Raw genomic sequence first — 26,151 nt, 5'->3', positions numbered from 1 at the left:
TTAGTTTACTTTATCCTCATCCGTATGTCTTTCAGCGAACGAGTCATTTTTATCCAAGCTTGCATTTTCTGTGAATTGATCGTGATGTGCGAGCTGAGCTAAGTCATTTGAGATGGATTTTTTCACCTCCACACCGAGCTGTTTAAAGCTTTCTGCCTGACGAATCACATTACCTCGTCCGGTAACAAGCTTATTCATCGCCCCTTGATAGGTCTGATTCGCTTTGTCGAGCGCACCACCTAAACTCTCCATGTCATCAACAAACAGACGCAGCTTGTCATAGAGCTTACTAGCCCGTTCAGCAATGATTTGTGCATTTTGGTTTTGACGCTCATTACGCCATAAATTATCAATGGTGCGCAAAGCAACCAACAAGGTCGTCGGACTGACTAAAATGATGTTCTGCTCCATTGCATCTTTGACTAGGCTTGGGTCGGCCTGAATCGCAACTTGGAAAGCAGGTTCGACGGGAATGAACATCAATACGTAATCTAAGCTCTGGATACCTTTTAGTTGATGGTAGTCTTTCTGGGATAACCCTTTGATATGAGCACGAATTGCAAGTAAGTGGTCACTTAAAGCACGCTCCCTATCATGGTTAGTTTCCGAGTTGAAGTAACGCTCGTAGGCAACCAGTGCCATCTTCGAATCCACCACGACTTGCTTATTCTGCGGTAAATGAACAATGACATCTGGCTGATAGCGCTTTCCAGCCTCGTTCTGTAAGCTGACTTGAGTCTGGTACTCATGTCCTTCACGCAATCCCGATTCCGCTAACACCCTTGCAAGTACCACCTCACCCCAGTTGCCCTGCTGCTTGTTATCACCTTTCAAGGCTTGAGTGAGATTCAACGCTTCCTTACTCATCTGTTCATTGAGACGTTGTAGATTCTTAAGCTCATGAACTAATGTATGGCGCTCTTTCGCTTCTTGATTGAAGCTATCACTAACCTGTTTCTTAAACCCTTCGAGTTGCTCTCTTAGCGGCGTAAGCAAACCATCGAGGCTTTGGCGATTTTGCTGATCAACCTTAGCGGTTTTGGCATCAAACAACTGGTTAGCAAGATATTCAAATTGCTGCTTTAAACGTTCTTCTGCTTGTTCCAGTAACTGTAGCTTCTCATGATTAGATTTATTCTCTTGCTCATGACGTGCTTCCTGCTCTCGCAACTGTGCTTCAAGCTGAGATTTTTGTTCACGAAGACGATCTAAATCATCAGCGTACTGCTGGCGCTCTTGTTTCACCGCTTCAAAGTAACGCAGCTTCTCAAGCACCGCCATCAGCTTTCCGTGGGATTGTTTAATTTCAAGTGCCGCTCTATCACGCTCACCATCGAGTTCATCAAGATCTTGCTGAGCTTCTGCCAGCTCCTTCTCTAGCTGTGCTATCTGAGTGCTCGCCAGCTGTTGATTCGATTCTACTTGTTGTTCAAGGAGCTGTTGGTTAAAACGCATTTTTTGTTTGACCCACCAGCCAACGGTCAACCCACTGGTTATTGCACTGATCATTCCACTAGCCAGCACGCCTTGATGCTCAAGAATCCATTGCATAATAATGATTTAACTCTTCATATTTCGATAGTTTCAATGGTATTTGACCACTGGATAAATGTCCAGTTTGTCGGCTAGATATCGAACAGCTAGACTAGGCGCTCCGTACTCTGTACCACACCAATGGCTAACGATATGCAAGTCATTGGTTTTATTAAGGAACATCATGAACGAGCGTCGCGCTTTAGGATTAGGTTTATCGGCTGTACTCCTCTGGTCAACGGTAGCCACTGCTTTCAAACTCACTCTGGCAGAGCTCTCTCCAATTCAAATGCTTACCATCGCAAGCATTGTCTCTGCCATTGCGCTTTTGGTCATATGTACCGTTCAAGGTAAGCTCAAACTATTACCAAGCACGTTCCTCTCTAACCCTTGGTACTACATACTACTTGGCCTGATAAACCCTTTGGCCTACTACATTATTTTGTTCAAGGCCTATGATTTGTTGCCCGCATCTCAAGCACAGGCAATCAATTACAGCTGGGCGATTACTCTCACTCTGATGGCCGCTGCTTTTTTGGGACAAAAGATTCGTAAGCAAGATTGGCTTGCCTGTACCTTTAGCTATCTTGGAGTCATTGTGATTGCCACTAAAGGCGATGTTCTCGGTTTGAATTTTGATAGCCCACTTGGCGTTGGTTTAGCACTACTTTCGACTCTATTGTGGGCAAGCTACTGGATTCTCAATACCAAAAACAAAGCGGATCCTATTGTTGGCGTGCTATTAGGTTTTCTCGTCGCAATCCCTTGTGCTATTGGTTTAACCCTGTATGAAGGCCTTTCCTTTGCACAGATATCGACTCAAGGATGGTTTGCAGTGACCTATGTGGGTCTTTTTGAAATGGGTGTTACTTTCGTCTTATGGCTAAGTGCATTGAAACTCACGCAAAATACGGCGCGTATTAGCAACCTAATTTTCGCCTCACCTTTTATCTCATTGATGCTACTGGCAAGCATTATCGGAGAGCAGATTCATCCATCGACTCTCATCGGGTTGGTGTTAATTATTGTGGGCTTGGTGATCCAACAGATCAGATTTGGCAAAAAGGATCTTAGTAAACAAGCCATCTAACCAGTTCGCAATAAATCATTCGCCTATCTATTTAGAACAATTGATAGGCGAGTTCGCTTCCCTGACCACGCACTTTATCAATTTTGGACGCCAGCTCTGGCGAAACCTGCAGAGCTTGAGCCGCTTTGCTATTCGCCAAGTAGCGTTGCTTTTCATGTTCTTCAAACATCGCGTCCCAACGCTGATGAGCATCACGAGCTAAGTACATCAGACAAGCGAGTCGTTTGGATTCAACCGCTTTGGCAGGGTGATTAACATTGGCTATCGCATCCACCAACTCATTTGGAAACTTCCAACTTTCAGCCAAGACTGCCCCAAGCTGCTGAGCATCAACACCAAGCACTTCCCTCTGTACCAAAGCCGCATTTTCTCCATTTGCGACACGCTGACTAATCGCAACGGCTTTTTCCGGTTCTAATGTGTGAATCATTAACTCGCCGATGTTATGCAAAATACCCGTTGTGAACGCTTCATTGGGATCGAGTTTGATATCTTTTGCGATGGTACTGGCGATAGTGGCCACTTCAAACGTGCCAGCCCAGTAGTCTTTGATGTTGAGCGTTTCTATTTTTGGAAAGCTAGAAGCCAAAATAGAAGATGAGATAAGATTACGAATGGCTCCGATACCGATACGAACTATTGCATCATTAATATTGGAGGTACCTTTAACGCCTCCAAACTGAGCCGAGTTTGCCATCCTCAACACACGAGCCAGCAGCACCTGATCCATAGCCATTTTATGTGCAAGCTCACTAAAGTCGATTGAGTCACGGTTGACCATCTCGAGCAGTTCTTGCAAAACACTTTCGATACGAGGTAATTCATTTATACGAGATATCAGTGCTTCTTGGCTCATAGAGTTCACTCCTTCGCTACCCTTCACTTTTTTATAGGATAAGTGTAGTACCTACGAGTGAACTCTATTCATATTTACTTCACGAAAATTACACCCACTGACCGGCCACAAAGCCGGAGCTCCAGCACCACTGGAAGTTATAGCCGCCGAGCCACCCTGTTACATCCATTACTTCGCCAATAAAGTACAAACCTTTGATTTGCTTACACTCCATTGTTTTTGAAGAAAGATGATTGGTGTCCACGCCCCCCAGCGTCACTTCCGCGGTTCGATAGCCTTCAGTTCCATTAGGCATTACCTGCCAGTTTTCCAAGGTATGGGTGATCTCACCAAGTTGCTTGGTGTTAAATTGTTTAAGCGGCTTATCTTGCAGTACTTTTCTATCGATGAGCACTTCAACTAAGCGCTTAGGTAACACCTTCGCCAGAGTATTCTTTAGTGTCTGATTTGGGTGCTTCTCAAGTGAACGTTGTAGCAGTTCATCTATATCCGCTTCAGGCACTAGGTTAATCGTCACCTTTTCTCCTGCCTTCCAGAATGAAGAGATCTGCAATACAGAAGGACCTGACAATCCACGGTGAGTAAATAGCAGCGCTTCCTTGAACATTGTGCCATCTTGAGCAGTGATCTCGGCAGGAACAGCAATTCCAGATAACTCAGCAAATGCTTCTTTATCTTCTTTGTGCAGAGTAAACGGCACAAGACCTGCTGTGGTTGAGATAACCTCTAGGCCAAACTGTTCCGCAATCTTGTATCCAAACGGTGTCGCGCCCAGCTTAGGCATAGAAAGTCCGCCCGTTGCAATAACTAACGATTGGCACTCAATCACATTGGTGTTGGCATGCAATACAAAACCATGCTCGGTTTTCTCAATTTGGTGAACATCTTGCTGATAGCGTTGTGTAATCGATGGTAAATCGCATTCAGCAAGCAGCATTTTCACTATGTCTTTTGACGTGTAGTCACCAACGCAAAATAGCTGACCATGATCGCGCTCTTCAAACTCAATACCATGTTTGCTGACCATGGAAATAAAATCCCAATTGGTATATTGAGATAACGCCGATTTAACGAAGTGAGGGTTTTGGCACAGGTAGTTATTCGCTGACACATCGTAATTAGTAAAATTACATCGACCGCCACCAGCAATAAGAATTTTACGACCTGGCTTTTTAGCATGATCGAGCACTAGTGTCTTACGGCCACGCTTCCCAGCTTCCGCCGCACACATTAGCCCCGCAGCGCCAGCTCCGATGATGACAACGTCAAACTTTTCCGTCATGAATAGCTACTCATTTAAACCAATAAAAAAGGATGTGCATTATGCACATCCTTAGCAATTTGAAAGGTTATTTTAGCGATATTTACTTTGAATGCCAATTCAACACTCAGAGAATCATCGCAGCGAGCAAGGTGACACCTAGCAGAGAGGTCGACAAGATGAACAGCTCTCGTACTCTATCGCACTTACCTGTAAACACTTCATCATGATGGTGATGGTACTCTTTACTCTTGAGGTAGTGAAATAAACGAACTTGCTTAGTGACATTACCGTGGGTAGTAAAGAAGCCATTGCCATCCACTTGCTGGTAAAGCAAAGGATGAGCCTCTCGCATAATGTAAATGAGTGAGCGCAGCGCGGTAAGATAGCGAACCATGTTCACCAGCGTCACCATCAATAATGCAAATAGAATTGTGTCGGCATTGATCATCTTTTCCTCCCTACATCTTCTAAAATGCCCAGAGAAAAAGACGACCTAAACTAGAGTGTCTTTCGCTGATTACTCAGCAGGGGCATCCATTATTGAAGATGAACCTTCTTTTGCCAAAGCTGCTAAATCTTTATCGATAAAGAACAGCGCTTTACCATCTTCACCAACAAGATCTAACTTATCTAAAATCCCTTTAAATAACTTCTCTTCCTCGTGCTGCTCAGCCACGTACCACTGCAAGAAGTTGAACGTTGAATAGTCTTGTGATGTAAACGCAAGATGAGCGAGCTTATTGATTTTTTCAGTAATCATTTGCTCATGCTCAAAAGTTTCGCGGAATACATCTCCTAGGCTATTGAACTCGTGCTTAGGTGCTTCAATAGCACCCAGAATCGGCATTGATCCTGTTTCACTTACGTAAGTGAAAAGACGTTGCATGTGCTCCATTTCTTCTACAGCGTGCTTACGTAAAAATTCAGCCGCACCTTCGAATCCTTTGTCTTCACACCAAGCACTCATTTGTAAGTATAGATTGGATGAGAAAAATTCGAGATTAATTTGCTCATTCAATTGATCAACCATTGCTTGAGAAAGCATGTACCACTCCTACTAAGTCTATGAAGTTAAATTGACTATATCATGTTCATCACCTTAACACTTTGCATAGCAAATGTGGATCTGAGATCACTCCTGCAAAATTTATCAATCTGAGGTGCTAATCTTTAATCAACACCCTTACAAGGAGATAGCACTATGAGTTATCAACATATTTTGGTCGCCATTGATCTCTCGGAAGACAGCAAGCTTTTGGTCGATAAAGCGGTATCTCTGGCCAAGCCTCTTGATGCTGTGGTTTCATTTATCCATATCGATGTGAACTACGCAGAGCTCTACACAGGCTTAATTGATATCAACCTAGCTGAGACTCAACATCAGGCAATCGAAGCATCTCAAAAACAACTTCAAGAGCTGGCAGAACACGCCAATTACCCGATTAAGCATACCTTAGTCGGTAGTGGTGATTTGAGTAATGAGCTGTGCGATACAATCAATGAGTTTAATATTGACCTAGTCGTCTGTGGTCATCACCAAGACTTCTGGAGCAAACTGCTCTCTTCGACTCGTCAGCTAATCAACTGTTCTCCTGTTGATATGTTGGTAGTACCACTTAAAGACTGATTGATAGTAAATATTGGTATAAACTGCCCGATAATTTTTGATAATGAGTCTTAGTTATGGGGTATTTATCCGCGGTCACTTTATTGTGGGCTTTCTCTTTTAGCCTGATCGGCGTCTATCTTGCTGGTCAGGTTGATTCTTGGTTTTCTGTATTGATGCGAGTGGCACTGGCCAGCCTCGTCTTCTTGCCATTCTTACGATTTAGAGGTGTCGACAAAGGTCTAATCGTTCGTCTAATGGTCATCGGCGGCTTCCAGCTCGGCCTGATGTATTGCTTCTACTATCAATCTTTCTTGTTGCTTTCTGTACCAGAAGTATTGCTGTTTACTGTCTTCACTCCTATTTACGTGACAATTATTTACGACCTCCTGAAGAGACGCTTCTCTCCATGGTACCTAGTGACTGCCGTTATCGCCGTTGCTGGAGCTGCTTTTATTAAGTTTGCTGGCGTAAATGAGAATTTTGTTGTTGGTTTCTTGGTCGTGCAAGGAGCGAATATCTGTTTCGCTATTGGACAGGTTGGTTACAAGTACCTGATGGAAAAATATCAGGTAGAACTTCCTCAACACACCATCTTTGGTTACTTCTATCTGGGGGCATTGTGCGTTGCAACTGTCGCTTTTGCTCTTATGGGTAATATCGAAAAAATGCCAACAACTAACACTCAGTGGGGCGTATTAATTTACTTGGGTCTTATTGCTTCAGGTCTTGGCTATTTTGCTTGGAATAAAGGCGCAACCATGGTCAATGCTGGCGCTCTTGCGATCATGAATAATGCCCTAGTACCCGCAGGTCTTATCGTAAACATCGTTATTTGGAACAGAGATGTTGATGTCACTCAACTCAGTATTGGCGGTGCGATCATTTTGCTTTCATTGTGGGTCAATGAAACTTGGGTAAAGAGAAAAGTGCAGCAAAGTCATCAAGAGCTAGATTGATCTCTTTATAATGCCTCGTACATAAAAAACGCTCTCCTTGTGGAGAGCGTTTTTTATTGTTCATTTAGTGGATGTTAGAACCACTTACAACATCCCGCATTTCCGAAATGGTTGCCGCTAAGGCCAACGTGTTCGGCAATTTTGTCTCGAGCTTTTGCTGCTTTTTGAGCAGTTTTTGTTGCTTCTTAGCCAATTTAAGCAGCTTCTTTTGTTGCTTGTAGTATTTTTTGAGTGTTTTCTTCGCGCGCTTAATCACTCGCTTACTAGGTAAATCACCCAGTTTGGGCAACATAACTTCCGTTTGTTGATGGTGTATTGACGGTTGAGGTTGTGCCACCTTCTCTTTGACACGCTCGACAACCTTTCTTATCGCTTGAGCCTTGTCTGGTGAAGGGATAACTTTAGGTGTCTTCGGCAAAGCTTCAGCCAGTAAAGCGCAGTTTTTTTGTTGCTCAATAGGCTGATTTTGACAAGATTTCGGAGGAATTGCCGATGGTTTACAAAGCGAGGCTTTCGATGATGAAGAGCGAGCACATGAACGGCAGACATACTTGGTATCGCTCACCAAGCGGTGAATTTCACCTAAGCTATCAGCGATTTGTTTACGGTTCATCTTACAAAGACGTTTAGTCACGCCACCACTCCAGCTAAGAATACGAATAGTTCTTAGTAAGATATAACCATTTAATCAATAATAAGCAAGCGCAAACATCGCAGAATTAAAACAGCGTTTGCTAAGTCATTGATGCATTGACATAAACATCAAATCGGTTCTTTTTCGTTTCAATCGCCATCGCTGGTTTCTTATCATTCAGCCAGTTTGCGTAGTCCGGTCTTTTCACTACAACCCTTTTAGTAGCAAGGGCTAAGGCAGGCTCTAACAAACCATCAGCGTCGAGGTCTGCCCCAACTAGAGACTGAAAAACTCGCATCTCTTTTTTTACCAGTGCACTCTTTTTTTTGTTTTCAGGGTGAGGATACATGGGATCCAAATACACCACGTCAGGTTTAACAAAGTTAGGATCAGCCGCCAATTGTTCAAGCGCATCATGGCTCGAAGCATGAAGTAATGACATACGTTCACTGACCCAATCGCCGATTTCTGAGTCTTGCTTAGCTCGCTCAAGACCATCATCTAAGAGCGCTGCGACAACCGGATGACGCTCAACCATTTGAACCTTACAGCCTAATGACGCCAATACAAACGCATCGCGGCCAAGGCCAGCGGTACCATCAAGTACGGTTGGCGTGCTGCCTTTGTTTAATCCTGCTGCTTTAGCAATAGCTTGTCCCTTGCCACCACCAAACTTACGTCGGTGTGCCACTGCACCACCCGCTAAATCCACATATATCGCACCAAGTTTGGGCTCATCGAGTTTACGCAGCTCAAGCCTATGCTCAGTCAGAACTAAAGCAAACGGACTGTCATCACTGTGAGTCAATCCCCAGCGTTGAGTAAGCTCTACAAACCGCTCAGTTTGAGTCTGGTCTTCACATTGAAGTTGTAGTTGCACGAAGTGCTCCAAAATGTTGTTACGATAAGAGTGCGCAGTGTACTGGATTTTCAATACGGGTACTAAGTTTTCTCTATCGCCATTAGCTCTTCCACTAACTCCGGCAGTGGCTTAGGTTTGCCAATGATGTATCCCTGAGCATAATCAACGCCCAACTCCATAAGTTGTTCAATGATGTGGGTATTCTCGACAAATTCAGCAACCGTTTTTTTGCCCATCTGACGCGCCAAATCATTAATCGATCGCACCATTAGGTGGTCCATTTCATTCACATCAATATCTCGAACAAATATCCCGTCAATCTTGACGATATCGACGGGTAGCTTCTTCAGATATCCGAACGACGATAGACCTGAGCCAAAGTCATCGAGAGCAATTTGGCACCCCAACGCTTTTAACTGCGTAAAAAACTCTATCGCTTGATTCATATTACTCATGGCGGCAGTTTCGGTAATCTCTAAGCAGATTTTGTCGCAAGGTACATCTGATTGCGTCAGTTTATCCAGCAAGAAAGCGATAAACTCCTTGTTGCCCATAGAGTGACCAGAAAGATTGATCGCACAGGTAGTGAGTTCCTTGAGCGCTTCAGGGTGCGCAGACAGCCAATCTAGCGCTTGTGTCACAACCTGTTTATCAAGGAGGTGAGCAATATTGTATCGCTCTGATGCCGGCATGAAGATACCAGGAGAGATATACTCCCCATCGGCGTTTTTAATTCGAATTAGAATTTCGAAATGCATGCCCTGCTCTTCACCTGTTAAATCAAGTATTCGCTGGGCAAACAGTTCAATGCGCTGGTTCGCCAACGCTTCATGAACCAGATTGACGCTCTCCATTTCCTGCTCCCGACGACGCAACTCCTTATCGTCGAGACAGTACATGCTGTAGCGATTCCTGCCCTCTTCTTTGGCGACGTGACAGGCTGTATCCGCTTGAGCATGGACCATTTGCGGAGAAGACGCAGTGTGGTCAATCAAGCGAATACCAATAGAGCAGTTGAGATTAAGACGGATATCTTCCCAAACAAAGGCATGCTCACTGAGAGTGGTAATAATAGTGTCGGCTACTTTCTTAACATCTAGTTCTGTGCAATCTCTTAGCAAGATAGCGAACTCATCTCCTCCCATACGAGCTAAAATGCTGTTGTATGGTAATACCTCTTCCAACATGCTGGCACAAAACTGAATCGCGGCATCACCAGCCTCATGGCCAGCAGTATCATTGAGAACTTTGAGCTGATCGAGGTCGATGTACAGCATGGCATGAGTGCGGGTATAACTTTCTACTTCACCCAGAGCCTTCTCTAATTCTCTCTCAAAATAGTTGCGGCTATAGGTTCCGGTAAGCAAATCATGTTGCGCTTGATACTGAAGCTGTTCTGACAATTTACGCGTTTCAGTGACATCTTCCCCGACGATCAGAATGTGTCCAGACTCAACCAAGGGTCTAATATTTTCCCTAACCCAGACGGTATGACCGTCAGCATGTCGATATTCGATATCACGGCGCCACACGCCCTTTATTGCCTGCTTAGGTTGCAATAATACTTGTCTAGGAATGAGAGCATCCTGATTAAAATAGAACTCTCTTAGACGATGACCCAAAATCTGATCCGACTTATAACCAAGCAGTTGTTCGGCAAATTGGTTAACTTGTTGAACACGATTCTGCTCATCCAACGTCAACATCATTACAGGTTGCTGATCATAGTAGTGACTTAGATTCGCCTCTCTTTGATAGAGACGCTCTTCGGTGATTTTCCTTGCCGTTATATCGCGAGCTTCAAGTAAGAATTGTTTGCCTCCTTGAGGAGACGGAATAGGTTTAAGCGCAACTTCCAAAACCATAGAACCGTGCTCAGCATGCCAAATCTCTGCTTCAAACTGCGCTACGGAGTCATTGGATGTTTGTCTGAAAAACTGCTGTAACTGCTTTGCTGCTTCTACTTCCCAATGTCGGTGCTGCCAAATAGGTCTATCGACACTAAAGTCCTGATGGTAGAGAAGCTCCTGAAGCTTACTATTGCTCGATGTAATGCAACCGTCAGCGTCTAAAACACCGATAAAATGATAACTTTGGTCAAACACCATTTCGATCAATGTCTGACTCTCTTTTGCCATCTGTTCACTGCGTTTTATGCGACTCAAATAGTAAATCAGTACCATGATGACGATTGACAGGAAGATAGTCAGACTGCCGACCACTTTAAGTTCTTTGGCATACCTATCGGTAAAGTTCTGCGGTTTATTGAACAATGAAGAGTCCGATTCACCTTCGGCTCCCAAGCCCCATTTCATCATCGCTTGGTAGTCAAGTTTGATGTCAGGAGTACCCAGTTTGACGCTTGGCAAAGGCTCAGTAGGGTTATTTAAGGCGCCCACTAAAAGTTTGGCCGCTTGTTGTCCATGCAGAAAACCACTTTGAACCACGCCCCCAACGGCGCCATAGCCCAGTGCAAGATCGTGCACCATATAAACCGGCGCTTTTGATACTTCATTAAGTCGTTTCCATTTGTCGTGCTCTGCGACAAGTTGACCGTCAATCTCACGATCATAGATCGAGAAGAGAATGCTATCTTGGCGACTTAACTTAGACACATGTTCAAGAAGCTGCTCATAAGTGTCTGGAATGTAGGAAACAATTCGATCTCGATAATGGGGGTAATTAGCAAGAAACATCCCAACCTGTTTTCGAATCCCTGCGCCGCTGACCGAGTGATCACTAACGATATGAATGAGCTTTACTTGTGGTTGAATTCGCTCGATCAGAGATATGTTGCTATCGATATCGATATCTTCAGCAATCCCAGTCGCATTTAGGTTCTCATGTAGATTGGGGGTGTAGTTGTTGATACCACCAAAAATAACCGGTATATCGCCTAATTCGCTGGCAAGTCGATTCATTAATGCTAATGCGTTGTTATCACTAACAATGATCGCTCTAAATGTCTCTTGTTCGAATTTGGTTTTGTACAGTTGATACAAACGTTCAAAGTAAGTATCACTTTGTATACGCTTACTATCGAGGTAGAGAACCCGTGTTGGGATGCCAGAGTCCTTCAATTGGCTATCTAAACCACTTTGAAAAGCGTCAGTCCAAAAAAAGCCCTGATGGTAGGAATGCACAACCAGCACATCTTGATCATGCGCCTGGGAAAACGAACTCAAAATTATCGCTAGAAGGAATAGACAAAAACGCACTAAAATGTGTCTCAGAACCAAAAAATTATATTTACTATTGTATCACCACTGGTGATAGTTTGTACTAAGGTCGTAACATTTACGAGAATTACAAGGGGTTACATGCAGGCTAACAACATCAAACTGGATGACCTAGATAAGGCAATCCTAAAAACCCTTATGGAAGATGCACGTACTCCTTATGCAGAAATGGCCAAGCAGTTTGAAGTGAGCCCTGCAACCATTCACGTCCGTATCGAAAAGATGAAATCGGCTGATATCATACAGGGAACCGAAGTGATCGTTGATACCAAAAAGTTGGGATATGACGTGTGTTGTTTTATCGGTATCAATCTTAATGCGGCTCGAGATTATCACTCCGCACTTGAAAAACTGAATGCGTTAGAGGAAGTTGTTGAAGCTTACTACACCACAGGTGCCTACAACATTTTCGTAAAATTAATGTGCCGCTCTATTGAAGAGTTGCAGTATGTTCTGATTGATAAGCTACAAGCCATTGATGAAGTTCAATCTACCGAGACTTTGATCTCTCTACAAAACCCAATCAACCGAAACGTTAACCCATAAAAAAACTCGCCGAAGCGAGTTTTATCAATTTTTTATCTTATTACTTTGAGGCAAGGTAACTCTTAAGATCTTCAACAGAAATACCTTGATCTGCAATCTGTTTAGCCAGTGATTCAACCTGCTCACCTTTGCGTGACTCAATCACCTGCTGAAACTGGTAAACCATATCTCGCAGAATAGGAAGCGGAACCTGTTTCGCCGCACTACGGATGCGCTCGCCACTTTGGTTACCCAATTCACTCAACAATTTACCAAACATTATTTTTTCTGGAGAATCTTCCAATTGTTCCAGAACTCGAGCCATCTCATAGGTTGTCATTGACATCGTAGCGATTTATCCACACATACCGATATAAAGAAGCACAAATATACAACGTTTTATTTAATTATCAAAGCGCGTCTCGTAAGATTACGCCACTGCATGGTGCCAGTAACGGCCTGTTCTTGACCATAGAATAGCAAGTGCAGGTGTGACAATAAGCATTAAGGTTGCGATCATAATTTGTGGTTCCATACCTAGGCGCTGCACGGTACCTACGACTAAACCCGAACCGCTCATTTGAAATAGTCCCAGCAGCGCTGCTGCTGTACCCGCTTTATCGCCAAATGGGGCAAGCGCTTTACCAGCGGCTGCGCCAAGAATCCATGCAAAACCAATCGAAGACATAAAGATTGGTAGCATAAACGCCATCGCTGTCGCTTGACCTTTCAGAAGCATCATCACCACACCAGCAATTACCAAAGTTACAATGCCGACAGTCAGTGCCATATGCGTTCCAAATCTATCCATAAATTTTGGCGCACTCATACAAGCCACAATATTGATTGCCGCATTAATACCAAACCACATGGTGAACTCATTCATACTAAGGCCAAGATTCTCCATCAGTACTACGGGAGCCGATGTTACATAGCCGAGAATGACCGCCATCGCTAACATACAAAGAGTTGCGTGAAACAAGAATGACGGTGTACGCACGACATCAAGATAGCGATTAAGTTTGAATACCGGATCTTTACTCATTTGTGGGTTAGTCTCTTTTAGCCCAATCCATAGCATCACCAAGACGACTACCGCAAAGCCTGCCATAAAGCTAAAATTCGATCGCCAACCAAATTGCTGTGTTAACCAACTACCGAGTATTGGGGCAAGCGCAGGGATAAAGCAGATCGCACCATTTAAGTAACTAATCATTTTGCCACTTTTTTGTGGACCAAAGATGTCGCGAACTGTTGCAAAGGCTGCTACCGATGTCGCACACGCACCTAAGCCTTGTAGCAAACGAGAGACCAGCATCCATTCGATATTTTGAGCACTCCACGCCAATAAAGCACTGACCGCATAGATACTTACTCCTCCCAATGCAACAGTTCGACGTCCTAGTTTGTCCGCTAAAGGACCTGCAAATAGCTGACCGACGCCCATAGCAAACAAGAACCAAGTAATCGTATCTTGCGCTAACGCATGTTCCACGTGGAACGTTGACGAAATTAATGGCAGAGCAGGCAAATAAATATCGATAGCTAAGGGGCTAAACAGAACAAGTAATGTAAGAAGCATTAGCTGTTGCTTGGTTGGGTTGGTTGAGGTTGCCGTCTGCACTTGTATCTCCGCTGCGCATGATGAAATTGCCTGTATAGTAGGCTAAACTAGATATGCCTGCTAATGACGTATTGTCATCAAAGTTATTCCTTCTGAGAATTTCTAATGAATATAGAGAAACTTGCTCGTCTTGATCTGAATTTACTGGTCTGTTTGCGCGTGTTAATTGAGGAACTTAATGTTACTCGCGCAGCGCACCGATTGTGCCTTAGCCAATCTGCTGTCAGTAAGAATCTTGCCAAGCTTAGGACACAGTTTGATGACCCTCTGTTCGTGCGTCACGCCCATGGCCTAAAACCAACACCTAAGGCGCTGTTTCTTAAGCCCAAGCTTGAGATACTAATAAATCAATTAGAACAGCTAACACAACCTGAAGAGTTTTCGCCTAGCTCGAGTGATTATCGCTACCAGATTGCCGCAGTCGAAAGTGTTTACCCACTGATCTTACCCCACTTCCTTCCTCAGATATTTAACCGTGCACCGGGCGTCACTATCAGTACTCATGCTTGGTCTGACGATACATTTCGCCAAATACAGCGGGGTGAAATTGACTTAGGCATTACTGGGAAAGATATCGACATCAATGATGCAAAACTCACCATGCTGCCGCCTAGCGACATTTGCGAGCAGGAAATATACCGTGATAACCAAATGTGTTTAGTCCGAAAAGAGCATCCGGCTCTGGGGCAAATTTGGAACCTCGATAACTTTTTGGCTCAGCGCCACGTTCAAGTTCGCTGTGATGGCAACGAAAGATGGTTACTTGACTATCGATTAGCCGACATCGGCAAAGAGCGCGATATCGCGATTACCGTACCTGACTTTAACAGTGCGGCAAGCTTATGTTCTTACACAGACTTCGTATTTACCGCACCGAGTCATTTCGTAAAGCTAGCCTCAAAGCAACTAGACTTGACTGTCCTACCTTTACCGATGGAATTTCCTCCGATGGCATATACGCTGTTCTGGCACCGTGATAGAGAAAATGACCCTGCATTATCTTGGCTACGACAAATCATTCGGGATAAAACCACCGCTCTTAGATAATTTGCAGGCTGACGGTAAAAAGAGTAGCTTATTCTCATCGTCCAACTGCACGCTTAAACGTTGACACGGACAACTAGACAATAATGAAGGATTACCACAGATGCTTACGACTACAGAACAGCGTTTGGCTGCTATTCGCGAATGGCTCGCACAGAATAATTTAGACGCCCTGCTTGTCCCACATGAAGACGAATACCTTGGCGAGTACGTTCCCGCTCACAATGAGCGTCTCCACTGGCTGACTGGATTTACAGGTTCTGCCGGTGTTGCTGTCATTACTCAACACAATGCCGCTATTTTCGTTGATGGCCGCTACACGGTTCAAGTAACAAAACAGGTTCCATCAACACTGTTCGAATATCGCCACTTAATTGAAGAGCCTGCTCTTGATTGGATCCTAGAACATCTTGAAACAGGATGTTCAGTCGCGATCGATCCACGTATGCATAACTCAGCTTGGTTAGATTCAGCTCAAGCAAAACTTGCAGGAAAGCTGGAGCTCAATATTTTGCAAAGCAACCCGATTGACCAGTTGTGGCATGATCGTCCTGCCCCCGTCATTTCGGATGTAAGACTGATGACGACAGAAGCTGTTGGTCAATCTAGTGAGAGTAAGCGTCAAGAGATCGCTCATTTGGTTGCAAAGGCAGGAGGTCACGCCGCTGTGATAACCGCATTGGACTCAATTTGCTGGTTATTGAACGTACGTGGTCTTGATGTCTCACGCTTGCCTGTTTTGCTATCTCACGCGATTCTTCATGACGATGCGAGTGTCGAGTTCTTCCTTGACCCAGCACGTCTACCTAGCAACTTCTCTGAACATGTTGGTAATGGTGTAACCGTCCATCACCCAGATTCACTCAAGGCACAGATCGAAGCGCTTGCGGGTAAAAAAGTGCTACTCGATCCAGCAACCAGCAACGCTTGGTTCAAACTGATTCTGCAAAACAGCGGTGCGTCAGTCATAAATGCTGCCGATCCTTGTCTAAGGCCTAAAGCATCGAAGAACGAAGTCGAAATTTCAGGAATGAAAGCTTGCCACGTTAGAGATGGCGTCGCGATGTGTAAGTTCTTGAGCTGGCTAGATTCAGAAGTAGCGGCGGGAAGTCTTCACAATGAAGCAGTACTGTCCGACAAACTTGAGCAATTCAGAAAACAAGATCCGACACTCATGGATCTTAGCTTTGACACTATTTCTGCAGCCGGCAGCAATGCCGCAATGTGTCACTACAACCATGAGAATCAACCTGAGCCTGGAGAACTTCAACTAGACAGTCTTTACTTGGTTGATTCTGGCGGTCAATATCTCGATGGCACCACAGACATTACGCGTACCATTGCTATCGGAAAACCTAGCGACGAAATGATTAAGCAGTTCACGCTTGCATTAAAAGGTCACATTGGTGTCGCTCGCGCTCGTTTCCCTAAAGGTACTCGAGGATACCAGATTGATACTCTAGCTCGTCAGCACTTATGGGCCGAAGGCTACGACTATGACCATGGTACTGGACACGGCGTAGGGCATTTCCTCAGTGTTCATGAAGGACCTGCTAGCATATCTAAAAAGCAAATTGATGTGCCTCTCACTCAAGGTATGGTTTTGTCTAATGAGCCAGGTTACTACCGCGCTGATGCATTCGGTATCCGAATTGAGAACCTAGAGCTTGTCGTCGAAACACCGACTAAAGGCGACTTCCCTGTACTCAGTTTTGAATCGCTAACACGTTGCCCAATTGATATCAGAAACATCAATGTTGATATGCTGACGCGTCCAGAACTCGCGTGGCTAAACGACTACCACCAAAAAGTGTGGAATGATATCAACCCACTGGTCGAAGGCGACGTCAAAGAGTGGCTAAAGAACGCGACTCAGCCTCTGACCCATTCATAGAGTAAGTTCTTATACTTATAAAAAAGGCTCTCCGACCGGAGAGCCTTTTATTATTAATCAACTCTATGGCGATGTTTCACGTGAAACACTCTAACCAGAGTATGCAGAATGCCAATCTCGCCACACCGGATCTAAACCTTTCGACCTAATCATTGTTTCAATTGAATTCGCGCTTCTCTCATCACTAATCTCAAACTGTTCAAGCTCCGCGTCATTTGAAGCGTATCCCCCAGGCTGAGTTTTTGATGCCGCTGACATACTCGTAATACCAAGCGATAAAACATTGTCTCTAAACTGAGGTGACTCTCTGGTAGAAAGTGACAACTCAACTTCAGGGTTGAGCAGTCGATATGCGCAAATGAGCTGGACTAACTGTTTATCGCTCATCACAGATTTCGGCACAACGGAGCTTTCTCCCCCCTCACATGGTCTCAGCCGAGGGAAAGAAATAGAGTAACGTGATTGCCAATACGTCCGCTCGAGATAGTCGAGATGTGCTGCAACGTAAAAACAATCCGTGCGCCACTCATCCAAACCAATTAGAGCTCCGATGCCAATTTTGTCGATACCAGCCTTAGCTAATCTATCTGGCGTATCCAGCCTAAACTCAAAATCCATTTTATTGCCGCGCAAATGATGTTTGGCATAAGTGGAAGCGTTATAAGTTTCCTGATAGACCATGACCGCATCTAAACCGAGCGTTTTAAGCTCTGCGTATTGATGCTCCTGTAATGGCTGAACCTCCATAGCTAAGTAGTTAAAGCGCTGCTTTATTAGTGGCACCATCTCCCTAAAGTAATTCATACCTACCTTAGTCTCATGCTCACCAGTTACCAGCAGAACATTGTCAAACTTCATACGCTTTATCGCCTCGACTTCTGCCTCGATTTCTGGCTTATTCAATGTGCGACGTTTAATGCGATTCTCCATAGAAAATCCACAATACGTACAAGCATTGGCACATAAGTTTGAAAGATAGAGCGGTATATAAAGCGACATCGTGTTACCAAAGCGTGTACGTGTCGCTGAATATGACAGTTGGGCCATTTGCTCAAGATAGGGCTCTGCTGCTGGAGAGATTAGCGCTTTAAAATCTTCCAAGTCTCGTCGGCTCTTAGTCAAAGCATTCTCAACGTCTTTGGCAGTTTTGGCATAGATCGACATCGAAATATCATGCCAATTGTATTTTTTGTACTGTTCAACAAAACTCATACGATCTCCTCACTGCTGTTTATGACAGTTGATCGAGAAATGATGTGAGAGGACTAGATGCAATCGCATGGTTTGCTTTTCCTGCGAGTCCTGCTTCATATGCCATGCGGCCAGATTCGACGGCAAATTTGAATGCTATCGCCATCTCTACAGGATGAGTAGATGCCGCAATCGCTGTGTTTACAAGCACGGCATCTGCACCCATTTCCATCGCGAGTGCAGCATGAGATGGCGCACCAATACCTGCATCGACAACAACGGGTACATTCGCTTGGTCAATAATGATCTCGAGAAAGTCGCGGGACACAACTCCTTTGTTGCTGCCGATTGGCGCTCCAAGAGGCATAACAGCAGCACACCCTACTTCCTCAAGGCGTTTACATAACACTGGATCAGCATGGCAGTAAGGTAGAACTATAAAACCATCTTTAACGAGTTGTTCAGCTGCAAGCAACGTCTCAATCGGGTCTGGCATTAGGTACTTAGGATCAGGATGGATTTCCAACTTAAGCCAGTTGGTTCCTAGAGCTTCCCTCGCTAAATGAGCTGCGAAGATTGCGTCCTTTGCGGTTTTTGCACCAGAGGTGTTCGGAAGTAAGTTAACACCTGCATTGATTAGTGGCTGCAAGATATTATCTTGCTTATCGTTAACATCAACACGCTTAAGAGCCATAGTGGCTAACTCAGAGCAAGATGCCTCAATAGCTTTTACCATCAACTCACTATTAGCGAACTTCCCTGTTCCGGTAAACAGACGAGATTTAAATTGTTTGTCGGCAATTTTAAGCATTGATTCAGCCCCCTGCTATAGCTTGAAATAGAGAGATGCTGTCTCCCTCAATGAGAATGGTATTACTCCAGTCACTGCGTGGCACAACCTGATTATTGATCGCAAATACGTACCCAGAATCAGTAATGGCAAACTGGGTCACTATGTTTTCTAGGTTACAGCCAAAAGGTACAAGCTGCGGAATTGAATTGATCTCAACGGTTATCGTCGAACTACTGGTACTATCAAGCGAATCAGACGACACCGAAACTTTATTTGATGTACTCATATTTGCACCTCTGGAACTTTAGACTGACTTAACGACCCACAAGCAGAACATTGACTATCTCTGTTTATCGATAAGGTTTGCCAAGCAAGCTTTAACCCATCAAATAGATGTAAGGTAGCGGACTGAAAGTGAAACTTACCGGTAGCGAAAAGCTGAATTGCCGCGATGGCTTGATAGTTACCCATTGTTCCAACTACTGGCCCCAGCACTCCGCTATCGCTGCACCTAACCGGAAGTGTAAGCTCGTCGAACGGGAACAAACAGCGATAACAGCCATTTTCGGAGTCGGAATTACGATAATCGAATACAGAAAACTGTCCTTTCCATCCTATTGCCGCGGCCGTGATCAGAGGTTTGCGCTGTTCAATACAAGCTTGGTTGGTCATCTGTCGAGTTGTCATGTTGTCGCTACAATCCAAAACGACATCAGCAAGCATGACCTCGAGACTCAATTGCCGACCATCTAATCGTCTATTGATCGCCCTAATAGCAACGTTAGAATTCAACGCTCTAATTTGCGTTTGAGTCGCGATGACCTTTGGTCTATTGACGTCCTGCTCCCGATATATGACTTGACGATGCAAGTTACTCGGATCGACCACATCATCATCGACAATTACTATCTTTCCTACCCCTGCGCCGGATAGATATAGACTCGCAGCACTCCCTAATCCACCACAACCAATGATTAACACGTGTGCTTCCGATAACGCCTGCTGCCCTAGTTCAGCAAACTCAGGTAAGGCGATTTGGCGCTGATATCTAACAAATTCTTCATCACTTAGCATGTGTAAGTTCCTCTGAATTGTTTTTGTCTCGAACGCTGTGCTTACTCATTACTTGTTGAAAAAACTCTATCGCCTGTTCTATTGAGTCAGCTTCAGTGATTGCTCTGACTACCGCGAGACTGGAAACCCCACACTGCCAAACTTGATGCGCATTTGTTTGATTAATACCACCAATCGCTACAGTAGGAAGCCCTTGGTTCCCATGATAAGGAATGGTATCGATCAATTGCTGGTATAGAGCCAATCGAACCAATCCTTGTGGTAATGAAGGCATTTGCTTTGTCGTTGTTGGGAATATATGTCCTAAGGCGATATAACTTGGATAAATCTGCGCTATACGTAACAACTCATAATATCCATGTGTCGACAGCCCAAGACATAGTCCGGCTTCTCTCAATAGATCTAGGTTGGACTGCTCTATATCTTCTTGTCCAAGATGAACACCAAAGGCACCGTGCTTTATCGCCAACTGCCAATAGTCATTGATAAACACCTGAGCGTTGTGCTGGCGACCAAGCGCTACAGCTCGTTCTATTTGCTGCTCCAAATCATGCCGATGTGGATCTTTAATTCGCAGCTGAATCGTCTTCACGCCTAACTCTAGTAAACGCTCTATCCATTCAACACTGTCAACAACAGGATATAGACCCAACGCTAACTTCGATAACCATGGAAAAGATAAGGCTTGATTTGCATTCGACCAAGCCACATCAATACCAAGTCTTGAATCATTTAAAACAGGTACAGGAAAATGAGCATAGGAATTTGGCCATGTTTTGTTGAACCCGATTCTTGGATTGGAAAGTGTTTCACGTGAAACATCATCAGAGGAAGCCAACATTGCTCTGGCTAATGTCAGTGCGTCTTCAATAGGAAAGTCCAGAGCAAGTAGTGTCACCACCCACACAAAATGCGTTTTGGGACTAAACAAGAGCGAAGGCGCAGCGGAAAGTGCCCGTACCTCCCCTGTGTCTGGATGCCGCCAGACATCGAGCTGCGATGGTATGCAACTTACATCGCCTTGCTCAGCATCTTCTACATCGATAAAAATAGAGTTATTGGGTTGCTCTAGGTATCTCTCAATATCAATCGAACCATGATAGTAAAGAACGTAATCTAGAAGCACTTGACCATCATGCTTAGATATTAAGTCTGTACTGATGTGAGTGATATGTTGGTCGCGAACAAGTTGGATATGTAGAGTTGGGCTAACGCCCAACTCAATACACTCGATATCAAATCCTTGTTCTCTAGCCAACAATAGACATTGCTGAACATTCCCCGTCATTGCTATACATGACGCAGGTATAAGGATTTTCATCACTACTCGGCTACCTCTGGCTGAACGGCAGGATGGTACAACTCTGAACCTGTAGAACGAAATTCTGCCGATTTTTGACGCATTCCTTCCAGCGGATCACCGAGCATTTTTATCGATATAGCTTGATCTGCTGCTACCTGTTCGGTGTCTTTAGCATACTCACGAACTTCCTGTGAGATCTTCATGGAACAGAACTTAGGACCACACATTGAACAGAAATGGGCAACTTTGCCTGACTCTTGTGGCAGAGTCTCATCATGGAAAGCACGCGCCGTATCTGGGTCTAGCGCTAGGTTAAATTGATCTTCCCAACGGAACTCAAAGCGAGCTTTTGACAAAGCATTATCACGAACTTGGGCACCAGGATGCCCTTTAGCTAAATCTGCCGCGTGTGCGGCAAGCTTGTAGGTAATCATCCCCGTTTTAACGTCTTCTTTGTTAGGCAAACCAAGATGTTCTTTTGGCGTCACATAACAAAGCATTGCACAGCCATACCAACCTATCATCGCAGCCCCAATACCAGAGGTAATGTGGTCATAGCCTGGAGCGATATCAGTTGTAAGCGGTCCAAGTGTATAAAAAGGGGCTTCATGACAGTGTTCTAGCTGCTGATCCATATTCTCCTTGATCATATGCATTGGAACATGGCCAGGCCCCTCAATAATGACCTGAACATCGTATTCCCAAGCTATCTTGGTGAGTTCACCAAGCGTGCGTAACTCAGCAAACTGAGCTTCATCGTTTGCATCAGCAACTGAGCCAGGGCGAAGACCATCACCTAACGATAGCGCGACGTCATACTTCGCACAGATCTCGCATATCTCTCTAAAGTTCGTGTAGAGGAAACTTTCTTGATGATGAGCTAGACACCATTTGGCGATAATGGAACCGCCTCGCGAAACGATACCTGTAACTCGTTTGGCCGTCATTGGAACATATCGAAGAAGAAGTCCGGCATGAATAGTAAAGTAATCAACACCTTGCTCCGCTTGCTCGATCAGCGTATCGCGCATCACCTCCCAGTTAAGGTTTTCGGCAATACCGTTCACTTTTTCAAGAGCCTGATACATAGGAACCGTACCAATTGGCACTGGACTATTACGCAATATCCACTCACGTGTTTCGTGTATATTCCGCCCTGTTGAGAGATCCATAACCGTATCGCCACCCCAACGAGTGGCCCACACCAGCTTCTCAACCTCCTCCTCGATAGACGATGTAACCGATGAGTTACCAATATTTGCGTTGACCTTAACTAGAAAGTTTCGGCCAATAATCATAGGCTCAGACTCTGGATGGTTGATGTTAGATGGAATTATTGCGCGCCCCTGAGCAACTTCATTGCGAACAAACTCAGCGGTAATGTCGTTGGGCAAGTTAGCACCGAAACTTTGACCAGGATGCTGTTGATTAAGCACTTCATCACGATACTTGGCGCGTCCCATATTCTCGCGCAAAGCGATGTACTCCATCTCAGGAGTAATTAATCCTTTACGAGCATAGTGCAGCTGAGTCACACAGTGACCCGATTTCGCGCGTCGAATTCTAGGTAGATTCCCGTAACGAAGGTCATCTAACGTTTCGTCTGCTAATCGCTGCTTTGTATAAACCGAACTGACATCATCAAGAATTTCAGTGTCGCTACGCTCTTCGATCCAAGTTTCTCTAAGCTTAGGGAGTCCGTTATACAGATCTATTTCGTGGCTTGGATCGGTATAGACACCAGAAGTGTCATAAACGCGTACAGGCTCATTGGGCTCAAATATAGGGGATTCTTTAGTGCCACCGATTAGGCTATCAGACAGCGTGATTTCTCGCATTGGGACCTGAATGTCAGGACGAGAGCCCTCTACGTACACTTTCTGTGAATTAGGATACGGTTGAACAGACAACGTATCGATGAATTGTTTAGCTTCCAGTCTCGCTTGTTTGCGACTCGACATAGCATTTTTCCTTGCTTGTTATTCTAGATAAAAAGATTTTGGATAAAAATGCTTGGCGGAAAGATGCGACAAGAGGTATCGAAAACAGTGCTAAAAGTATGACTGTTTACAGAATCGATATTTGATATTAACCAGTTTGATACTGGTTAAGGTATCTTCTCTTGTTCCCTTCGCAGATACTAATCTGATCAGGTTCAACGGATCCCGAATTAACGGTCTCAGCCTTATGGCACTCCGACAAGTAAAGCGAGTATATAAAATCGGCTTGGTTAAACCAAGCCGACCTGTGCAAAAAATGTTAAAAAAATGAACAAAAAATAACTACGAACTTTTGACTAGTAGATGAAATCCTACCCAAGCAGCAGAGATACTCAACACGACATTGAGCAATACGTTCAGCCCCATCTTGAAAAATGCGCCTTGCTGCATGAGTAAAACGTTATCCATCGAGAAGGTAGAAAACGTCGTCAAGGCACCTAAGAAGCCAAGACCGATAATCTGTCTCCACGGCTCTGGTGCAAGAAGCTCATTCTCAAACGCTGCAATCAGCAAGCCCATAATAAAAGAGCCCACCACATTAACGGTTAACGTACCGTATGGAAAGCCTCGACCAAACAACATGATACACAACTCGGATATCAAATAACGCGAGCAAGCACCAAAGGCACCACCCACTGCGATAAAACCAAGAATAGAAAGCTGACCCATAACTCCCCCAAAAACTATCTTCTGGTTGATATTGTATCGATCATCGATAAATAATCGACCAAAATTCATAGCATCTTACATCAAACAAAGTTTGAAATTTAAAAAGTTACAGGTGTCACTTAACTTCAATATATCCCATCAAACCCGTTTTCATATGCTCGATAACGTGGCAGTGGTACATCCAGCGTCCTGGATTATCCGCAACGAAAGCCGCCTTCGCACTTCCATTCTTACCCAGCAACACAGTGTCAGTGTGGAAAGGGATATCAACTTTCTTTCCGTCTAACTCGAGAACTGTAAATGTGTGACCGTGAATATGAATGGGATGATGGTACTGAGTGACATTTTTAAGATTAAAGATATAAGTTTTACCAAGCTCAAGCGTCGCTAATGGAGCGGGAATATTATCTTTGCTCATACCCTCCCAGGCACGCTTATTGGTCAACCAGAACTTGGGAATCGACTTCCCATTCTTACCTACAGGCGTTACCGCGCCCTCCCACTCAAATACAAAATCAATCAACTCTGCATTGGTAAGATCAAGCTTAGGAATAGGGTTCAAGGGAATCACGGGGATCTCTGACTGATCTGGCAGATCAGATTCGATCACCGAAAAGGAACAGAGAGGAAATGGAAAACGTCCTTTCATCTGACGTACAAAAATACGCTCTCCAGCCACTGGAGCGATAAAGGCAACATCAACCCTCATTCCGGGTCCAATCTTGTGCTGAGATAGCTTATAGGGCGTTCTAATAGGGTTACCATCAATAGCAACTACCCATGCATCAACGCCTTCTATTGCTATAGGATAGGTTATTGTATTGTCGACATTGGCAATTCGTAATCGAGTCGTCGCGTTAGCCTTGAGCGTGTATTCTGGTTCATGAACACCATTAACGCTACTCCATTCGCCAGGTGTTCCCATACGCGCACTCAAGCGAGGGATCATTAGGTCCTTCCACTGCCCTTCCCGATCTAAATGCCAGTGTTTGAGCATCAGTTCACGCTCTTCATCGAACATAACAGGCTGTTGTTCTTCAACAATAATCAGTCCAACTAGCCCCATACCTAATTGCTTAACACTGTTCATATGTGGATGGTACCAAAAGGTACCCGCATCAGGCGGAGTAAAGCGATATTCGAATGTTTCGCCGGGCATGATTGGTGGTTGACTCAAAAAAGGAACGCCATCCATTTCAATTGGGATACGCAAACCATGCCAATGAATGGTGGTAGGTTCGGACAATTTATTAGTGAAGCGTATTGTCACCTCTTGACCTTGGCGACATCTAAGTGTCGGTGCTGGAATCTGGCCGTTAAACCCTAACACCTGAGTCTGATAACCGGGAACTAGCTCAGCTACAGAAGGCTCAGCGGTCAAATCATAGACATAATTACCTTGCTCATCCCGAGACTCAATTAGTGTACAAGCCGGAAGAACAGAAAGAGCTGAGAATGCCAATGAAGATTTGAGAAACGTACGACGAGAGATTTCCATAGTTGAAGCCTTAGTGATCCTGATGAGATATAAGATATCAGACTAATAAGAATAATTCTCAATACAATGCCAACTTTCAAATATTTATCAGATAAACACTACGCATTTAGTATCAAGTTTGCAGATACAAATATCAGAAAACAAAAAGGCTCTAGTCATTCGACTAGAGCCTTCTTAAGTATGGCAGGGGGGGAGATTTGAACTCCCAACACGCGTGTTTTTTTGGTATCGGCGGAATCCGCTGCTTTGTCGATACAAGCATGAGAAAGCAAAAAAGGCTCTAGTCATTCGACTGGAGCCTTCTTAAGAATGGCAGGGGTGGAGAGATTCGAACTCTCGGCACGCACGTTTTTTGGTATCGGCGGAATCCGCTGCTTTGTCGATACAAGCATTAGAAAACAAAAAGGCTCTAGTCATTCGACTAGAGCCTTCTTAAGTATGGCAGGGGTGGAGAGATTCGAACTCCCAACACGCGGATTTGGAATCCGCTGCT

At 44.5% G+C, this 26,151-nt stretch carries 24 protein-coding genes and 1 riboswitch; of the genes, 6 read left to right on the top strand and 18 right to left on the bottom strand.

Annotation, left to right across the window (positions count from 1 at the left end):
* The gene (rmuC, locus tag ACQEXP_RS19125) at window positions 1-1,551 is read right to left on the bottom strand and encodes a DNA recombination protein RmuC (protein ID WP_426971258.1); all 1,551 of its coding nucleotides are present in this window, start codon (window positions 1,549-1,551) and stop codon (window positions 1-3) included.
* A 166-nt stretch (window positions 1,552-1,717) separates the two neighbouring features.
* On the opposite strand from rmuC, the gene ACQEXP_RS19120 reads away from it, so the two are divergent.
* Window positions 1,718-2,623 (top strand): DMT family transporter, encoded by a 906-nt coding sequence (locus ACQEXP_RS19120; RefSeq protein WP_426971257.1) that lies wholly within the window; start codon window positions 1,718-1,720, stop codon window positions 2,621-2,623.
* Window positions 2,624-2,654: 31 nt separating this feature from the next.
* Here the strand turns inward: ACQEXP_RS19120 and ACQEXP_RS19115 are convergent, their stop codons facing one another.
* The 4 genes from ACQEXP_RS19115 to ftnA form a co-directional block, all read right to left on the bottom strand.
* Entirely contained in the window at window positions 2,655-3,479 is an 825-nt protein-coding gene (locus ACQEXP_RS19115) for an HDOD domain-containing protein (RefSeq protein WP_269378140.1), read from the bottom strand.
* Window positions 3,480-3,567: 88 nt separating this feature from the next.
* On the bottom strand, window positions 3,568-4,761 hold the full coding sequence (locus ACQEXP_RS19110) for an NAD(P)/FAD-dependent oxidoreductase (protein ID WP_138973689.1): 1,194 nt from the start codon (window positions 4,759-4,761) through the stop codon (window positions 3,568-3,570).
* 106 nt (window positions 4,762-4,867) lie between these two features.
* The gene (gene uspB, locus ACQEXP_RS19105) at window positions 4,868-5,191 is read right to left on the bottom strand and encodes a universal stress protein UspB (RefSeq protein ID WP_269378141.1); all 324 of its coding nucleotides are present in this window, start codon (window positions 5,189-5,191) and stop codon (window positions 4,868-4,870) included.
* Between the two features lie 69 nt (window positions 5,192-5,260).
* On the bottom strand, window positions 5,261-5,788 hold the full coding sequence (gene ftnA / locus ACQEXP_RS19100) for a non-heme ferritin (RefSeq protein WP_138973687.1): 528 nt from the start codon (window positions 5,786-5,788) through the stop codon (window positions 5,261-5,263).
* A gap of 156 nt (window positions 5,789-5,944) precedes the next feature.
* Here ftnA and uspA point away from each other — a divergent pair, with 156 nt between their 5' ends.
* Window positions 5,945-6,370 carry a universal stress protein UspA gene (uspA, locus tag ACQEXP_RS19095; RefSeq protein ID WP_269378142.1) on the top strand — a complete coding sequence of 142 codons (426 nt, stop codon included), beginning with the start codon at window positions 5,945-5,947 and terminating at the stop codon, window positions 6,368-6,370.
* A gap of 56 nt (window positions 6,371-6,426) precedes the next feature.
* Window positions 6,427-7,308, top strand: a complete 882-nt coding sequence (locus ACQEXP_RS19090; protein WP_426971256.1) for a carboxylate/amino acid/amine transporter — start codon at window positions 6,427-6,429, stop codon at window positions 7,306-7,308.
* A gap of 64 nt (window positions 7,309-7,372) precedes the next feature.
* On the opposite strand, the gene ACQEXP_RS19085 is transcribed toward ACQEXP_RS19090, so the two are convergent.
* From ACQEXP_RS19085 to ACQEXP_RS19075, 3 genes are all read right to left on the bottom strand, one after another.
* Complete coding sequence (locus ACQEXP_RS19085; protein WP_269378144.1) at window positions 7,373-7,942, bottom strand: hypothetical protein; 570 nt, start codon at window positions 7,940-7,942, stop codon at window positions 7,373-7,375.
* A gap of 100 nt (window positions 7,943-8,042) precedes the next feature.
* Window positions 8,043-8,822, bottom strand: a complete 780-nt coding sequence (locus ACQEXP_RS19080) for a class I SAM-dependent methyltransferase (protein ID WP_426971255.1) — start codon at window positions 8,820-8,822, stop codon at window positions 8,043-8,045.
* A 62-nt stretch (window positions 8,823-8,884) separates the two neighbouring features.
* Window positions 8,885-12,022: an ABC transporter substrate binding protein gene (locus tag ACQEXP_RS19075; RefSeq protein WP_426971254.1), complete on the bottom strand. Its 3,138-nt coding sequence runs from the start codon at window positions 12,020-12,022 to the stop codon at window positions 8,885-8,887.
* A 102-nt stretch (window positions 12,023-12,124) separates the two neighbouring features.
* Between ACQEXP_RS19075 and asnC the strand changes: the two genes are divergently transcribed.
* Window positions 12,125-12,589, top strand: a complete 465-nt coding sequence (gene asnC / locus ACQEXP_RS19070; RefSeq protein WP_138973682.1) for a transcriptional regulator AsnC — start codon at window positions 12,125-12,127, stop codon at window positions 12,587-12,589.
* Window positions 12,590-12,629: 40 nt separating this feature from the next.
* Here the strand turns inward: asnC and ACQEXP_RS19065 are convergent, their stop codons facing one another.
* Both ACQEXP_RS19065 and ACQEXP_RS19060 read right to left on the bottom strand, forming a co-directional pair.
* Entirely contained in the window at window positions 12,630-12,914 is a 285-nt protein-coding gene (locus ACQEXP_RS19065) for a hypothetical protein (RefSeq protein ID WP_138973681.1), read from the bottom strand.
* Window positions 12,915-12,998: 84 nt separating this feature from the next.
* The gene (locus ACQEXP_RS19060) at window positions 12,999-14,192 is read right to left on the bottom strand and encodes a multidrug effflux MFS transporter (protein WP_426971253.1); all 1,194 of its coding nucleotides are present in this window, start codon (window positions 14,190-14,192) and stop codon (window positions 12,999-13,001) included.
* A 105-nt stretch (window positions 14,193-14,297) separates the two neighbouring features.
* On the opposite strand from ACQEXP_RS19060, the gene ACQEXP_RS19055 reads away from it, so the two are divergent.
* The gene (locus ACQEXP_RS19055) at window positions 14,298-15,239 is read left to right on the top strand and encodes a LysR substrate-binding domain-containing protein (protein ID WP_269378148.1); all 942 of its coding nucleotides are present in this window, start codon (window positions 14,298-14,300) and stop codon (window positions 15,237-15,239) included.
* 100 nt (window positions 15,240-15,339) lie between these two features.
* On the top strand, window positions 15,340-17,130 hold the full coding sequence (locus tag ACQEXP_RS19050; protein ID WP_426971252.1) for an aminopeptidase P family protein: 1,791 nt from the start codon (window positions 15,340-15,342) through the stop codon (window positions 17,128-17,130).
* 90 nt (window positions 17,131-17,220) lie between these two features.
* Here the strand turns inward: ACQEXP_RS19050 and thiH are convergent, their stop codons facing one another.
* From thiH to ACQEXP_RS19010, 8 genes are all read right to left on the bottom strand, one after another.
* Window positions 17,221-18,342: a 2-iminoacetate synthase ThiH gene (gene thiH / locus ACQEXP_RS19045; protein WP_426971251.1), complete on the bottom strand. Its 1,122-nt coding sequence runs from the start codon at window positions 18,340-18,342 to the stop codon at window positions 17,221-17,223.
* Window positions 18,343-18,361: 19 nt separating this feature from the next.
* On the bottom strand, window positions 18,362-19,132 hold the full coding sequence (locus ACQEXP_RS19040) for a thiazole synthase (RefSeq protein ID WP_426971250.1): 771 nt from the start codon (window positions 19,130-19,132) through the stop codon (window positions 18,362-18,364).
* A 4-nt stretch (window positions 19,133-19,136) separates the two neighbouring features.
* The gene (gene thiS / locus ACQEXP_RS19035; RefSeq protein ID WP_426971249.1) at window positions 19,137-19,400 is read right to left on the bottom strand and encodes a sulfur carrier protein ThiS; all 264 of its coding nucleotides are present in this window, start codon (window positions 19,398-19,400) and stop codon (window positions 19,137-19,139) included.
* Window positions 19,397-20,188 (bottom strand): HesA/MoeB/ThiF family protein, encoded by a 792-nt coding sequence (locus ACQEXP_RS19030; RefSeq protein WP_426971248.1) that lies wholly within the window; start codon window positions 20,186-20,188, stop codon window positions 19,397-19,399. Before ACQEXP_RS19030 ends, thiS begins: the two co-directional genes overlap by 4 nt.
* Entirely contained in the window at window positions 20,178-21,512 is a 1,335-nt protein-coding gene (locus ACQEXP_RS19025) for a thiamine phosphate synthase (RefSeq protein WP_426971247.1), read from the bottom strand. The genes ACQEXP_RS19030 and ACQEXP_RS19025 overlap by 11 nt, the downstream gene beginning before the upstream one ends.
* Window positions 21,512-23,452, bottom strand: coding sequence for a phosphomethylpyrimidine synthase ThiC (thiC, locus tag ACQEXP_RS19020; protein WP_426971246.1), 1,941 nt, complete (start codon window positions 23,450-23,452; stop codon window positions 21,512-21,514). The genes ACQEXP_RS19025 and thiC overlap by 1 nt, the downstream gene beginning before the upstream one ends.
* 148 nt (window positions 23,453-23,600) lie before the next feature.
* Window positions 23,601-23,699: riboswitch (TPP riboswitch) on the bottom strand.
* Window positions 23,700-23,773: 74 nt separating this feature from the next.
* The gene (crcB, locus tag ACQEXP_RS19015; protein ID WP_269378156.1) at window positions 23,774-24,160 is read right to left on the bottom strand and encodes a fluoride efflux transporter CrcB; all 387 of its coding nucleotides are present in this window, start codon (window positions 24,158-24,160) and stop codon (window positions 23,774-23,776) included.
* Window positions 24,161-24,275: 115 nt separating this feature from the next.
* Window positions 24,276-25,658: a multicopper oxidase domain-containing protein gene (locus ACQEXP_RS19010; RefSeq protein ID WP_426971245.1), complete on the bottom strand. Its 1,383-nt coding sequence runs from the start codon at window positions 25,656-25,658 to the stop codon at window positions 24,276-24,278.
* Window positions 25,659-26,151 lie beyond the last annotated feature (493 nt).

It is taken from the genome of Vibrio sp. TRT 1302 (assembly GCF_050113875.1).
GTDB lineage: Bacteria > Pseudomonadota > Gammaproteobacteria > Enterobacterales > Vibrionaceae > Vibrio.
This window is presented reverse-complemented; position numbering and strand designations above follow the sequence as displayed.